Source organism: Streptomyces sp. NRRL B-1140 (assembly GCF_001280065.1).
GTDB lineage: Bacteria > Actinomycetota > Actinomycetes > Streptomycetales > Streptomycetaceae > Streptomyces.
In genome coordinates, this window is the sequence record NZ_LGEA01000098.1 from 111,041 (window position 1) to 125,054 (window position 14,014).

The window sequence follows — 14,014 nt, forward strand, 5'->3', positions numbered from 1 at the left end:
TCGAGCGGCGCCCCGCCGACGCTCCCGCGCCCGGCCCCTCGCCCCGCCCGGCCCCGCCCGCCGCGCGGAGATTCAGGCGCCCCGGTCCGCCGCCCTCGCCACCTCCTCCAGCCGGTGCCGATGGGCCTCCCACATGGCACGGTCCCCCGGCGGCATGCTGTCCTTGCCCGGCGTCAGTCCGACCGATCCGTCGATGAGTTCGCGCACGATGTCGGCGTGGCCGGCGTGACGGCTGGTGTCGGCGATCACGCGCACCAGGAGGTGGTGCAGTGTGGCCTCCCGCCGCTCCTCGGGCCACCAGGGGACGCGCCCGGTGGCGTCCAGCGGCAGCGCCCCGATGGTGCCGTCCGCGTGCCGCCACGCCCGGCGGTACAGGCCGGTGATGTCCTCGCGGGACTCGTCCGGCGTGGCCCACATGTCGGCGTTGGGTTCGGCGTCCCGCGTGTACCACCAGGGCGGTGGGTCCCCGGCGAAGAACGGCCGGCCGAACGTGTCCCCGAAGTACCCCAGCTCCACCCCGGCGGTGTGCTTGACCAGCCCGAGCAGATTGGTGCCGGTCGGTGTCAGGGGGCGGCGGATGTCGTACTCCGAGAGCCCGTCGAGCTTCCACAGCAGGGCGTCACGAGCGTCCTGGAGACAGCGCAGGAGGTCGGCCTTGGGGTCGGGTGCGGTCATGCGGGCAGTCTGGCACCGGCCACCGACAACGGGACCGGACCGCGACGGGACCGCCCCTGGCCTCGGGTCTACCCCTCCAGCCCCGTGCTCTCCAGCGCCGCCTTCCTCTTCCGCCCCGGACCCACCTGGGTGCGCACCGCCCCCATGCTCGCCGCGACGACGAGGGCGATCGCGGCGGCCTCGGCGGCGCTGAGGGCCTGGTCGAGGATGAGGAAGCCGGCCGTCGCGGCGATGGCCGGTTCGAGGCTCATCAGAATCGCGAAGGTGGAGGCGGGCAAGCGGCGCAGGGCGAGGAGTTCGAGGGTGTAGGGCAGGACGGAGGAGAGCAGGGCCACCGCCGCGCCCAGGCCCAGTGTGACCGGGTCGAGCAGCTTCGTGCCCGACTCGGCGATGCCCAGGGGCAGGAACAGCACCGCCCCGACCGCCATCGCGAGGGCCAGCCCGTCTGCCTGCGGGAAGCGGCGGCCCGTGCGGGCGCTGAAGACGATGTAGGCCGCCCACATGGCGCCGGCCCCCAGGGCGAAGGCCGCACCCGTGGGGTCGAGACCGCTGAAGCCTCCGCCGCCGAGGAGGAAGACCCCGGCGAGGGCGAGGGCGGCCCAGAGGACGTTGATCGCGCGGCGGGAGGCGAACACGGAGAGGGCGAGCGGGCCGAGGACCTCCAGCGTGACCGCGGGGCCCAGCGGGATGCGCGCGACGGCCTGGTAGAAGAGGCCGTTCATCGCGGCCATGGTGACGCCGAAGACGACCACCGTGCCCCAGTCGGTGCGCGAGTGGCCGCGCAGCCGAGGACGGCAGACCAGGAGCAGCACGACGGCCGCGACCAGCAGGCGCAGCGCCACGACCCCGAGGGCACCCGCCCTGGGCATCAGCGTCACCGCCAGGGCGCCGCCGAACTGCACGGAGATGCCACCGGCGAGCACCAGGCCCACGGGCCCGAGCGAGCCGAGCCGGCCCGGGCCGGCCGGGGGTGCGGCGGTGCCGGTCGTGGACTGGGGTGTGGCGGTGGTCTCCGGCGTGGTCACGGGCGGGTCCTGGGCTCGGGGTTCGGTGTCCGGGATCGGACGGCGTGTGCGGTGCGTGCACCCGGACCTACGCAACGTACATCCCGATGCACTGCACAGTCCAGGGTAATGGACTTGGTCAGGTGCGTGAAGCCCTTTTGCCACTGTCTCGTGGCATGAGACGTCAGCGCCGGGAGAGGTAGAGGTCGAACGCCTTGTGGAGCAGCCGGTTGAGCGGGTAGTCCCATTCGCCGAGGTACTCCACGGCCTCGCCTCCGGTGCCCACCTTGAAGCGGAGCAGGCCCAGCAGGTGGCTGGACTCCTCCAGGGTGTCGGTGATGCCGCGCAGGTCGTAGACGGCGGCGCCCCGTTCGTGCGCGTCGGTCATCATGCGCCACTGCACGGCGCTGCTCGCCTGCACCTCACGGCGGCGGCCGGTGGAGGCGCCGTAGGAGTACCAGACGTGGTCGCCGACGGTCAGCATCGTGGCCGCGGCGAGCACCTCACCGTCGTGGTGGGCGAGGTAGAGCCGCATGCGGTCCGGGTGTTCGGCGGTCAGCGCGCTCCACATGCGCTGGAAGTACGGCAGGGGGCGCGGGACGAAGCGGTCCCGTTCGGCGGTCTCGCAGTACAGCTCGTGGAAGGCCGGCAGGTCCGCCAGGTCGCCGCGCACGACCTTCACGCCGGCCTTCTCCGCCTTCTTGATGTTGCGGCGCCACTGCTGGTTCAGGCCGTTGTGGATGTCCTCCAGCGACCGGCCCGCGAAGGGCACCTGGAAGACGTAGCGGGGCTGCCCCGCGGCGAAGCCGTCCCCGCCGGAGACCTCGGACCGCCGCCAGCCCATCCGGCGCAGGCTGTCCGCGACCTGACCGGCCCGCGGTTCGTACGACGTCGCCCGCACATCGCCCAGCCGCCGGGCGGCCGGGTCCGCGATCGCCGTCTTGACCGCGTCGGCGCTCCAGCGGCGCACCACGACCGGGGGGCCCATGCGCACCGCGAAGGCGCCCCGGCGTCTCAAGTGCGCGAGCATCGGCTCCAGCAGGCGGTCGAGGCCGGGCTCGAGCCAGTCGAGCAGCGGACCCTCGGGCAGATAGGCGAAGTAGCGCGGCAGTCCGGGCAGCCGCGGCCCGGGCAGGGGGCGCAGCAGCACCAGTCCCGCGCCGACGGGCTGCCCTTCGTCGTCGAACCAGCCGAGGCTCTCCGCCTTCCAGTCGGGCTTCACCTCGCCCCAGGACGGGACCTGGGTGTGGCTGGCCGAGGGGCGGGCCGTGACGAACGCGAGGTGCTCGTCGCGGGTGATCGGCTGGACGCGGACGCTCATGCGCGGGCTCCTTCGAGCAACGGCCCTGGACGGGCGGTGACTGGTCCCGCGAGCCTAGGAGCGGCGTCGGCCCGCCCCCGGTTCAGACACTCGGGTCCGCCGGCCCGTGGCCCGAACGCCTCATGAGCCGTCGCGTCCGGGGTCCTCGTCCAGCGCCTCGGCCAGCACCTCCGCCAGGTGCCTGCCCCGCACGCCCGCCAGCTGCTCCAGCTGGGTGCGGCAGGAGAAACCGTCCGCCAGGACCACCGTGCCGTCCGGGGCGTCCCGCACCGAGGGCAGGAGCTGTTCCTCCGCGCAGGCGGTGGACACCTCCCAGTGGCCCTTCTCGAAGCCGAAGTTCCCCGCGAGGCCGCAGCAGCCGCCGCTCAGTTCGCCGGTGAGCCGGGCAGCCTCCCGCAGCCGGCGGTCGGCGGCGTCGCCGAGCACCGCATGCTGGTGGCAGTGGGTCTGCCCGGTCACCGGACGGTCCACGCGCGGCGGCGACCAGCCGGGGGCGTGGCGCTCCAGCGTCTCGGCGAAGGTGAGGACCTGCGCGGCGAGGCGGGCCGCACGCGGGTCGCCGTGCAGCAGCTCGGGGACATCGGTGCGCAGGGCCGCGGCGCAGCTCGGCTCCAGGACCACGACCGGCGCGTCGGTCTCCAGCACCGGTTCCATCAGGTCCAGCGTGCGGCGCATGACGGCACGGGCGCGGTCGAGCTGGCCCGTCGACACGTACGTCAGCCCGCAGCAGACCCGGCCCCGGCCGCGCAGCAGGGACAGCGGATCGAGGGCGACGGTCCTGCCGTCCCCCACGGGCGGTTGCGCCAGCCGCACGGTCGGCGGCAGCGCCACCCGCAGCCCGGCCGCCTCCAGCACCCGTACGGCGGCCTGCCCGACGTGGGGCGAGAGGTGCTCGGTGAAGGTGTCCGGCCACAGCACGACGAGGTCGCCGCGGACAGCGGCCCCCTCCCCACGCCGCCGCTCCCACCAGCGGCTGAACGTCCGCGACGCCACCCTCGGGATCTCCCGCTCGGGTGCGATCCCGCCCAGCCGCTTCGCCGCCCGGGCGAGGGGCCGTACCGCGGACAGCGCGTTGACCAGCCATGCCGTGCGGGTGCGGGACACCGCCCGGAGCCACACCGGCAGCCGGCCCATCGACTGGTGGGCTGCGGGCCGGCGCCGCCCGGCGTAGTGCTGGTGCAGGAACTCCGCCTTGTACGTGGCCATGTCGACCCCGACCGGGCAGTCCGACCGGCAGCCCTTGCAGGACAGGCACAGGTCCAGCGCGTCCCGGACCTCCTCGGAGCGCCAGCCGTCCGTGATCACCTCACCGGCGAGCATCTCGTGCAGCAGCCGGGCCCGCCCACGCGTGGAGTGCTCCTCCGCACCCGTCGCCCGGAAGGACGGGCACATGACACCCGAGCCGGACACCGACGTCGTACGGCACTTGGCGACGCCCACGCAGCGCCGCACCGCCGCCGGGAAGTCGCCGCCGTCGGCGGGGTAGCCGAAGGCCACGTCGACCGGTTCGCGGGGCAGGACCGAGAAGCGCAGGCCGGCGTCGAGGGGCGCGGGGCGCACGAGCATCCCGGGGTTGAGCAGGTCGTCCGGGTCCCACACGCCCTTGACCCGCTCGAACAGGCCGACCATCTCGGCCCCGTACATCTTCGGCAGCAGTTCCGCCCGCGCCTGCCCGTCGCCGTGCTCCCCGGACAGCGATCCGCCGTGCGCCACCACCAGCTCGGCGAGCTCCTCCGAGAAGCGGCGGAAGCGGGCGACGCCGGCCCCGGTGAGGAGGTCGAAGTCGATCCGGACGTGGATGCAGCCGTCCCCGAAGTGCCCGTAGGGCGTGCCGCGCAGCCCGTGCGCCGCCAGCAGGGCCCGGAAGTCCCGCAGGTACGCGCCGAGCCGGGCGGGCGGGACCGCGCAGTCCTCCCAGCCCGGCCACGCCTCCGTCCCGTCCGGCATGCGGGTCGCCGTACCGCTCGCGTCCTCCCGGATCCGCCACAGCGCGCGCTGCCCCGCCGGGTCGGTGACCACGAGCGCGTCCAGGACGTCGGCGGCCCGCACGATCGCCTCGGCTCGCGCGCGTGCCTCGCCCGCCGATTCCCCGCCGGTCTCCACGAACAGCCAGGCCCCGCCCCGCGGCAGCGCCTCCGGGGACGGCACCAGGTCTGCCGCCATGCCCTCCACCGTCAGCGGGCGGAACGGCAGCAGCCCGGCCGCCGCCTCCGCCGCCGCGCTCTCGTCGGCGTAGCCGAGCACGGCCAGCGCACGCGCGCGTGGCGCCTCGACCAGGCGTACGACCGCCTCCGTCAGCACGCCGAGTGTGCCCTCGGAGCCGCAGAAGGAGCGGGCCACGTCGGCGCCGCGCTCGGGCAGCAGGGCGTCCAGCGCGTACCCGGAGATGCGGCGGGGCAGGTCGGGGAAGCCGGTGCGCAGGCGGGCCAGTTCCCCCTCGGCCAGGGCGCGCAGCCCGTCCGGCGCCCCGGCCCAGTCCCGCCCGAGCCGCAGACGCTCGCCGCGCGCGGTGACGACGTCCAGCTCGCGCACACTGTCCGCGGTCGTCCCCCACGCCACGGAGTGCGAGCCGCAGGAGTTGTTGCCGATCATGCCGCCGAGCGTGCAGCGGCTGTGGGTGGAGGGGTCGGGGCCGAACCGCAGGCCGTGCGGGGCGGCGGCGTCCTGGAGCCGGTCGAGGACGAGGCCGGGCTGGACGACGGCGGTGCGGGTCTCCGGATCGAGCGACAGCAGCCGGTTCATGTGCCGGGTGAAGTCCAGGACGACACCGGTGCCGGTGGCCTGTCCGGCGATGGAGGTGCCTCCGCCGCGGGCGACCACGGGCACCCCCCGCTCCCGGCACACCGCGAGCACCGCCGCCACGTCGTCGGCGTCGCGCGGCGCGACCACGCCCGCCGGGACCCGACGGTAGTTGGACGCGTCCATGGTCGTCAGGGCCCGGGACGTGACGTCGAACCCGACCTCGCCCCGGACGACGGCACGCAGCCGCGCTTCGAGATCCGTCATGCGTCCAGCATGCCCCCGGGGCCTCAGCCCTTGACGGCGGAGCTGGCCACACCCTCGACGAACCAGCGCTGGAAGAACGCGAAGACGATCAGCACGGGCAGCACCAGCAGCACGCCGAAGGCGAGGATCTGGCCCCAGTCCGGCGGCTGCTGGCCCTGGAAGACGCTCATCTCCAGCGGCAGCGGGCGCACCGACGGGTCGGACACCATCAGCACCGGCCACAGGAAGGAGCCCCACTGGATGAGGAAGGTGAGGATCGCGACCGAGGCGAACACCGGCCTGGACATCGGCACGATGATCGCGAAGAAGGTGCGCCAGGGTCCCGCGCCGTCCAGCCGGGCCGCCTCCTCGATGCTCGGCGGGATCTTCTTGAAGAACGTGTGGAACTGGTAGATCGCGAAGGCGTTGGCGACGAACGGCAGCGCCTGGATGAACAGGGTGTTGCGCTGGCCGTTGAACATGTAGAACAGCGGCACCGCCACCGACTCGAACGGGATCAGCATCAGCAGCAGGACGAGGGTGAACACCGCGTTCTGCCCCCGCCACTTCAGCCGCGTCAGCCCGTAGGCCGCCATCGAGTTGACGATCAGCCCGCCCGTCACCACCACGAACGACAGCAGCACCGACACGCCCATGAACTGCCAGAAGTAGCCGGTGCTGTCCGAGTTCAGGCTGTCGAGGACGGCCGTGTAGTTGTCGAAGGAGAGGTGGGTGGGCAGGAAGCCGGACAGGCCGTTCAGGACCTCGTCCGAGGGCTTGAGGCTGCCGAGGAAGAGGTAGAGCGCGGGCAGGGCGAAGACGAACGCCAGGACACCCAGGACGGTGTAGTCGAGGACGCGGCGCACGGGCGTACGGGTCATGGCCATGGGTGGGTCAGTCCTCGTTGTCGGGCCGGACGACGCGGCGCTGGACGATGGTCAGGGCGACGACGATCAGGAAGAACACCACCGTGACGGCCGAGGCCTGGCCGATGTCGTTCTGGTCGAAGGCGGTGGTGACGGCCTGGTACATGACCGTGCGGGTGGCGTCCTCGTCCAGGCCGCCGCCGCGGATGAGGATGTACACCTGGTCGAAGACCCGGAAGGACAGCACCGAGGTCAGCATCGCGACGAACACCAGGGTGCCGCGGATGCCGGGCAGGGTGACGTGCCGGAACTGCTGCCAGCGTGAGGCCCGGTCCAGCTCGGAGGCCTCGTAGAGCTCGCCCGGGATCTGCTGGAGGCCGGCCAGCAGGATGACCATCTGGAAGCCGACGCCCTGCCACACCGACAGCACGATGATCGAGCCCATGGCGGTGAGGCCGTCACCGAGCCAGTCGAAGGCGCCCCAGTTGCCGAACGTGACCACGTCCAGCACGGAGTTGAGCATGCCCTGCTCGCTGCGGGCGAGGATCAGCCGCCAGATCACGGCGACCAGCGCCATCGGGAAGACGACCGGCATGAAGAAGAAGGACCGGAACAGACCGATGGCCTTCAGCTTGCGGTTGAGCAGGATCGCCAGCGCCAGCGCCAGACCGGTCTGGAGCGGTACGACGACGGCGGCGAAGGTCAGGTTGTTCAGCAGCGCCCGCAGGAACGGGCCGGACAGGTCGGGGTCGGTGAACAGCCGCCGGTAGTGCTCCACGCCGAAGAAGGTGGGCTCCAGCGGCGATCCGAGGCGGACGTTGTAGAAGGAGAGCACCACGGCGTAGCCGAACGGGATGCCGACGAAGGCGATCAGCCCGCCGACGGCCGGGGCGGCCATCAGCAGCCCGTGCAGGCGGTCCCGGTTGCCGCGCGCGGGGCGCGGGGGCTTGGCGGCGGGTGCGGACGAGACGGCCTGCGCCCGGTCTCGGGCCGCGGCGTGCGCGGGTTCCACGGTTTTCACGGGAGGGTCCTCTTCCCGGCGGGGCGGGCGCGGTCGGTACGTGGCGGTGTCACCACGTCGACGGCGGCCGCCCGGGCCGATGCGTCCTGCGGGTTACGGGATCTCGTAGCCGGCGTTGTCGGTGAAGTCCCGGTCGATGGCGCGGGCGGCCTTCCGCAGGGCTTCCTGGGGGTCGGCGCCGCCGTAGATCGAGTTGAGGGCCGTGTTGAACTTGGCGGTGACGGTGGGGTATCCGGCGGTCACCGGGCGGGTGACGGCGATACAGGAGGACGTGATGTCGCTGTCGCCGCAGGGCTTGGCGAGCTGGTCGGCGAAGAGCTGGAGCGGGCCGCCCTTCTTGTACAGCTCGCTCTTGGCGAGGGCGGACTTGGTGGCGGGCACCGCGCCGTTGGCCTTCGTCATCGCGCCGACGTTGGTGTCGTTGAGCAGGTAGTCCAGGAAGGTGCCGGCGGCCTTGCCGTTCTTGCTCTTGGCGCCGATGCCCCAGGCCCAGGAACCCTGCCCGGTCTTGGGCCCGTTGCCGAAGTCCGGCAGCGGCAGGACCGCGAGGTCGTCACCGAGGGCCTCGCTGTAGGCGGGGTAGTTCCAGTGGCCGACCCAGCTCAGCGCCACCTTGCCCTTGGCGAAGGCGTTGCCGTCGGTGTTGGGGTCGACGTAGGGCTTCCAGGACTGGAAGGTCTTCATCGCGGAGACGACCTTCGGGCTGTCCAGGGCGCCCTCGGCCTTGCCGTCCTTCAGCAGGCCGCCGCCGGCCGACCAGACGATCGGGGAGAAGCCGAAGGTGCCCCACTCGGAGGCCAGGCCGTACTGCTCCGATATGTCCAGGACCTTGCCGTCGGAGTCCTTGCCCTTGAGCGCCGCGAGGGCCTTGCCGAACTCCTCGGCCGTCCAGGCGTCGTCCGGGCTGGTCGGGTACTTCACGCCGGCCGTGTCCAGCAGTTTCTTGTTGGCGTACATGCCGAGCCCGGCGTCGAACATGCCGAGGCCGTAGTGCTTGCCGTCGATCTCGCCCTGCGCCTTGATCGCGTCGGTGGCGTTGGCGAGGGTCTTGGCGGAGACGTGGCCGTCGACCGGGGCGAGCTTGCTGTTGTAGACGAAGTTGGCCATCGTCGGGCCGTCGAACTCCAGCACGTCCGGCAGTTCGGAGGCGTCCGTGGCGGTGATGGTCTTGGTGTAGTCCTTCTCCGGTATGAGCTTCAGCTCGGCCTTGACGGCGCTCTGCGAGGAGTTGAAGGACTTCACCGCGTTCTGCAGCGCCTTCGCCTCGCTCGCCTGGCCCTGGTGCGCCCAGACGCTGATGGTGCCCTTGCCGCTGCCCTCCTCGGCGGAGGTGTCACCGCCGCCGCTCCCGCCGCCGCAGGCGGCCAGCGCGGCCAGGGGCAGCAGGGCGAGGGCCGTGAGGCCCGTACGGCGGAGTTTTCCGTGGCCGGTGATCATGGTGGTGCCTCCGAGCGGGTGTGCGGTGGGAGCGGGGACGGGGGGCCGGGGCGGCAATGGCCTCCCCGGTGGGGACGGTCGCGGGAGCGGGCCTACGACTGCAGGCGGCTGTGCGGCGGAGCGGTGGTCTCGCGGAGGATCAGGCGGATGGGCATCTCGACGGGCCGCGGCGATCCGGCGTCCGGTCCGTCCAGCCGCGTCAGCAGCAGCCGGGCCGCCTCCCGGCCCTGGGCCGCGACCGGCTGGGCCACCGTGGTCAGCCCGACCACCTCGGACAGCTCGTGATCGTCGAAGCCGACCACGGACACGTCCTCCGGAACCCTCAGCCGGTGCCGGCGCAGGGCGCGCAGCGCGCCCATCGCCATCTCGTCGGACTGGGCGAACACCGCGGTCGGCGGGTGACGCAGCGCCAGCAGCTCGGTCATGGCCCGCTCGCCGCCCTCGACCGTGTAACCGCCGTCCGCCTCCAGGGCGCGATCGTGCTCGATCCCGGCGTCGGCCAGCACGTCCAGGTAGCCCTGCCGGCGGTCGAGGGGCGTGGTCCAGTGCAGCGGCTCGCTGGCGCCGGAGATCATCCCGATCCGCCGGTGCCCGAGGTTCACCAGGTGCCGTACGGCGCTCTCCGCCCCGCCCCGGTCGTCGATGCCGACCACCGTGAACCCGGGCCGGGCGCCGCCGACGGTGGTCGCCAGCGGCACGCCGAGGGAGCGCAGGGCGGCGGCCTCCTCCAGGTCCGGGATCAGCAGGGACAGCACGGCGTCGACCCGCTTGCGGATCGGCAGCTTGGTGAAGAAACGCTTGCGCGCCTCCGGTGAGCCGAGGTTGTACAGCAGGACGTCGTAACCGGCGGTGCTGAAGACCTTCTCGGCGGCGTCCAGCACCGTGCCGAAGAACCAGCGGCCGACGTAGGGCACGACCACGCCGATGGTGTAGGTGCGCCCGCTGGCCAGGCTGGAGGCCGAGCGCGAGGCGGTGTAGCCGAGGTCGGCGGCGGCCGCGACGATCCGGGCCCGCATCTGCTCCGACACTCCCGGACGGCCGCGCAGGGCGCGGGACACGGTGGACGCCGAGACCCCGGTGGCCTCGGCGACATCGGTGATGCTGACCGTCACGGGACGCTCCTTGATCGGGTGCACGCCGCCTGCCCGGGTTCCTGGAACACGTCGGCGTGAGGGGGGAGTGACGAGACCGTAAACCCGCTCACCTGGTTGCGCAAGCGTTTGCGTTCAGTTTTACTTCGGCTGACTCCCAGAAGAGATCCCCCCAGCAAGATCACAGCGCACACGTTTGAGTGCCGCTGACGGCAGACAGGACCAGTCCATGCGATATGCGCCTCCCGGCCTCTGCGTGAACGACTTCGACCTCCTGCGCCACGCGGACGGCACCTACACCGCGCTGCACCTCCAGGGCCCGTGGACGGCCGAGTTCGACCACCTGCGCATGGAGACCTCCTACGGCCGGGCCACCTCCACCGACCTGGTCCGCTGGGAGCCGCAGGGCACCGCCTTCGGCAACGGCCTGCCCGGCCGCTTCGACCAGCAGGCGGTGTGGACCATGCACGCCTTCCCGCACGGGTCCGGCACGGCGATGTTCTACACCGCCGTCTCCGGGCTCACCGCGGGCGGCTGGCCCCTGCAGTCGATCGGCCTGGCCCGCTCCGAGCGCACCGACGGCACCGGCTGGCGCCGCCACGGCACGGGGCCGGTCGTCGAGGCGGACGGGCGCTGGTACCGCACGACCGAGCGCATGGGCTGGCGCGACCCCTTCGTCGTACGCGACGACGAGTCCGACGGCTGGGTGATGGTGCTCTGCGCCGCCGACGCCTCCCTGCCCGTCGAGGCCGGCGGGTGCGTCGCCTGGGCGACCTCCGACGACCTGGAGCACTGGACCGTTCAGCCGCCGCTGCTCTCCCCCGGCGACGTCGACGAGTTCGAGTGCCCGGTCCTCGAACGCCTCGACGACGGCGGCTGGCTGCTGCTCGGCTCGATCGGCGCCACCCGGGGCTTCGAGGCGTGGACCGCCCCGCGCCTGCGCGGCCCGTGGACCCGCCGCGGCCCGCTCGGCCCGACCGGCGCGTACGCCCCGCGCGTGGTGGCCGCCCCCGACGGCTCCCGGGTCGTGCTGCACACCACCCCGCGCCGCGTCGGCCTCAGCGACACCGGCGAGCGCTGCCGCGGCATGCTCACCCAGCCCAAATCCCTCGTGGTGCCCGAGGATTCCGCGCCCCGCCTGGAATGGTGGCCGGGCCTGGACCCCTGGCTCGGCGAGGAGACGTACGACGCCCCGCTGCACGCGGTCGGTGACGTCGGACTCGGCGGCCGCACCGAGATCACCCTGCGCACGCATGTCTCCGACGGGGACCGGCCCGCGCTCACGGTCGGCTGCGACGGCAAGAACCTGTGGGTCACCGGCCCGGACGACGACCTGCTCGGCGAGACCCTCCTGACGGAACCCGCCGCCGCACTGCGCATCCTCACCGTCGGCGAGTACGTCGAGGTCTACGCCGACGGCGTCTTCGTCCTCACCACCCTCTGCTACTCCGGCCGCCCCGCCCCCTGGACGGCCACCACCGAGGGCGGGGTCCGGCCCGTCGCCGTCCGCCCCCTCCTGCTGCCGGACCCGCACCGCGACGACGCCTCGGCCGTCTGGCCCGGCCCGCAGCCGCACTGACCCGTCCACGCCCCGTCTCACCCGACGGACGACGTTTCGCCCACGTTTCTGGAAACGGCTACGCTCCCCTTCGTGGCTGAGATCCAGATTCCTGCTGACATCAAGCCCGCCGACGGTCGATTCGGCGCTGGCCCCTCCAAGGTGCGGGTGGAGGCGCTGGACGCCCTGGCCGCCACCGGCACGTCCCTGCTCGGCACCTCCCACCGTCAGGCCCCCGTCAAGAACCTGGTCGGCCAGGTGCGCGAGGGCATCAGCGAGCTGTTCCAGCTCCCCGACGGCTACGAGGTGGTCCTCGGCAACGGCGGCTCGACCGCGTTCTGGGACATCGCGACGCACGGCCTGATCGAGAACAGGTCCCAGCACCTGACCTTCGGCGAGTTCTCCTCCAAGTTCGCCAAGGCCGCCAAGCTCGCGCCCTGGCTGGCCGAGCCGGACGTCATCTCCTCCGACCCGGGCACCCACCCCGAGGCGGTCGCCGAGGCCGGCGTGGACGTCTACGCGTTCACCCACAACGAGACCTCGACCGGTGTCGCCATGCCGATCAAGCGCGTGGCCGGTGCCGACGAGGGCGCGCTGGTCCTGGTGGACGCCACCTCCGGCGCGGGCGGCCTGCCGGTCGACATCGCCGAGACGGACGTCTACTACTTCGCCCCGCAGAAGTCCTTCGCCTCCGACGGCGGCCTGTGGATCGGCGTCTTCTCCCCGGCCGCGATCGAGCGCGCCGAGCGGGTCCACGCCTCCGGCCGCCACGTCCCGGAGTTCTTCTCGCTCCCGACGGCGATCGACAACTCCCGCAAGAACCAGACGTACAACACCCCGGCGCTGGCCACCCTCTTCCTGCTGAACCAGCAGCTGGAGTGGATCAACAGCCAGGGCGGCCTGGACTGGTCGGTCCGGCGCACCGCCACCTCCGCCCGCACCCTCTACGGCTGGGCCGAGGACATCAAGTACGCCAACCCGTTCGTCACCGACCCCGCCAAGCGCTCGCAGGTCATCGGCACGATCGACTTCACGGACGAGGTCGACGCGGCCGCCGTCGCCAAGGTGCTGCGCGCCAACGGCATCGTCGACACCGAGCCCTACCGCAAGCTCGGCCGCAACCAGCTGCGCGTCGCGATGTTCCCGGCGATCGACCCGGCGGACATCGAGGCGCTCACGAAGTGCGTCGACTACGTGATCGAGAAGCTCTGACCTGCTCACGCAGGTGAGTGCCGAGGGCGCCCCGCCGGTGCGGGGCGCCCTCTCCCGTGCTCAGGCCGGCACCGAGCGCGCCACCCGGAACCCCACGTCGTCGATCCGGAACGTCGGATGGCTCCGGCGGCGTACGGAGGCGCGGCAGCTCCAGTGCTCGTCGGACCAGCCGCCGCCGCGCAGCACCCGGTAGGTGCCGTAGACCTCGGCGTCGTAGAGGTCCCAGCACCAGTCCCAGGTGTTGCCCAGCATGTCGTACAGGCCCCAGGCGTTGGGCTGTCTGCCGCCCACGGGACGGACGGTCTCCGCCGAGTTGCCCCGGTACCAGGCGATCTCGTCGAGCGGTCCGTAGCGGGGGCCGGTGGTCCCGGCGCGGCAGGCGTGCTCCCACTCCGCCTCGGTCGGCAGCCGGTATCCGTCGGCGGTGGTGTCCCAGCCGGCCTCCCCGTCCCCGGGCCGCGCGTCGTACGCGGGGGTCAGGCCCTCGCGCACGGACAGGGCGTCGCAGAACCGGAGCGCGTCCCACCAGGACACGCCCTCGACGGGCAGCCGGTCACCCCGGGCGGTGCTCGGGCGCTCGCCGGTGACCTCGGCGTACCAGGCCTGCGTGACCGGGAACGCCGACATCCGGAACGACGCGACCTCCACCGCCCAACTGCGCTCGGTCCGCCGGTCGGACAGCGTGACGCGCCCCGCCGGGACGGCCACCATCTCGTTGTGCACGCGCTCCCCCATGACCGGACACCCTAGGTGTATTGATCACGAGCGTTGTTGACAGGGCCGGGGTCTTGATCACGGCGAAGACCTCCGGTGTGGTGGAGGTGTCTAAGCTGCACCGCACACG

11 protein-coding genes are annotated in these 14,014 nt (G+C 72.7%); 2 read left to right on the forward strand and 9 right to left on the reverse strand.

Translation table 11 applies throughout. The features are described from left to right. Positions 1 to 72: 72 nt before the first annotated feature. The 8 genes from ADK65_RS18880 to ADK65_RS18915 form a co-directional block, all read right to left on the reverse strand. Positions 73 to 675 (reverse strand): DinB family protein, encoded by a 603-nt coding sequence (locus ADK65_RS18880; RefSeq protein ID WP_053671468.1) that lies wholly within the window; start codon positions 673 to 675, stop codon positions 73 to 75. Between the two features lie 68 nt (positions 676 to 743). Next, complete coding sequence (locus ADK65_RS18885; RefSeq protein WP_053671469.1) at positions 744 to 1,700, reverse strand: EamA family transporter; 957 nt, start codon at positions 1,698 to 1,700, stop codon at positions 744 to 746. 163 nt (positions 1,701 to 1,863) lie between these two features. Continuing rightward, positions 1,864 to 3,000, reverse strand: coding sequence for a lipid II:glycine glycyltransferase FemX (locus ADK65_RS18890; RefSeq protein ID WP_053671470.1), 1,137 nt, complete (start codon positions 2,998 to 3,000; stop codon positions 1,864 to 1,866). Positions 3,001 to 3,120: 120 nt separating this feature from the next. Continuing rightward, positions 3,121 to 6,006 carry an FAD-binding and (Fe-S)-binding domain-containing protein gene (locus ADK65_RS18895; RefSeq protein ID WP_053671471.1) on the reverse strand — a complete coding sequence of 962 codons (2,886 nt, stop codon included), beginning with the start codon at positions 6,004 to 6,006 and terminating at the stop codon, positions 3,121 to 3,123. Between the two features lie 23 nt (positions 6,007 to 6,029). Continuing rightward, entirely contained in the window at positions 6,030 to 6,872 is an 843-nt protein-coding gene (locus ADK65_RS18900) for a carbohydrate ABC transporter permease (protein ID WP_053671472.1), read from the reverse strand. A gap of 7 nt (positions 6,873 to 6,879) precedes the next feature. Beyond that, complete coding sequence (locus ADK65_RS18905) at positions 6,880 to 7,872, reverse strand: carbohydrate ABC transporter permease (RefSeq protein WP_053671473.1); 993 nt, start codon at positions 7,870 to 7,872, stop codon at positions 6,880 to 6,882. A gap of 93 nt (positions 7,873 to 7,965) precedes the next feature. Continuing rightward, a complete protein-coding gene (locus ADK65_RS18910; RefSeq protein WP_053671474.1) occupies positions 7,966 to 9,309 on the reverse strand; it encodes an ABC transporter substrate-binding protein in 1,344 nt (447 codons plus the stop codon). 92 nt (positions 9,310 to 9,401) lie between these two features. Beyond that, complete coding sequence (locus ADK65_RS18915) at positions 9,402 to 10,421, reverse strand: LacI family DNA-binding transcriptional regulator (RefSeq protein ID WP_053671485.1); 1,020 nt, start codon at positions 10,419 to 10,421, stop codon at positions 9,402 to 9,404. A 208-nt stretch (positions 10,422 to 10,629) separates the two neighbouring features. On the opposite strand from ADK65_RS18915, the gene ADK65_RS18920 reads away from it, so the two are divergent. Together ADK65_RS18920 and serC are read left to right on the forward strand one after the other, a co-directional pair. Then, positions 10,630 to 11,979 (forward strand): hypothetical protein, encoded by a 1,350-nt coding sequence (locus tag ADK65_RS18920; protein WP_053671475.1) that lies wholly within the window; start codon positions 10,630 to 10,632, stop codon positions 11,977 to 11,979. A gap of 72 nt (positions 11,980 to 12,051) precedes the next feature. Then, complete coding sequence (gene serC, locus ADK65_RS18925; protein WP_053671476.1) at positions 12,052 to 13,170, forward strand: phosphoserine transaminase; 1,119 nt, start codon at positions 12,052 to 12,054, stop codon at positions 13,168 to 13,170. Between the two features lie 60 nt (positions 13,171 to 13,230). On the opposite strand, the gene ADK65_RS18930 is transcribed toward serC, so the two are convergent. Further along, complete coding sequence (locus ADK65_RS18930; protein WP_053671477.1) at positions 13,231 to 13,905, reverse strand: formylglycine-generating enzyme family protein; 675 nt, start codon at positions 13,903 to 13,905, stop codon at positions 13,231 to 13,233. Positions 13,906 to 14,014: the final 109 nt, after the last annotated feature.

Coding starts and splice junctions, on each gene's coding strand:
- ADK65_RS18880 (WP_053671468.1), bottom strand. CDS start 675: ATGACCGCACCCGACCCCAAGGCCGACCTCCTGCGCTGTCTCCAGGAC.
- ADK65_RS18890 (WP_053671470.1), bottom strand. CDS start 3,000: ATGAGCGTCCGCGTCCAGCCGATCACCCGCGACGAGCACCTCGCGTTC.
- ADK65_RS18895 (WP_053671471.1), bottom strand. CDS start 6,006: ATGACGGATCTCGAAGCGCGGCTGCGTGCCGTCGTCCGGGGCGAGGTC.
- ADK65_RS18900 (WP_053671472.1), bottom strand. CDS start 6,872: ATGGCCATGACCCGTACGCCCGTGCGCCGCGTCCTCGACTACACCGTC.
- ADK65_RS18910 (WP_053671474.1), bottom strand. CDS start 9,309: ATGATCACCGGCCACGGAAAACTCCGCCGTACGGGCCTCACGGCCCTC.
- ADK65_RS18920 (WP_053671475.1), top strand. CDS start 10,630: ATGCGATATGCGCCTCCCGGCCTCTGCGTGAACGACTTCGACCTCCTG.
- ADK65_RS18930 (WP_053671477.1), bottom strand. CDS start 13,905: ATGGGGGAGCGCGTGCACAACGAGATGGTGGCCGTCCCGGCGGGGCGC.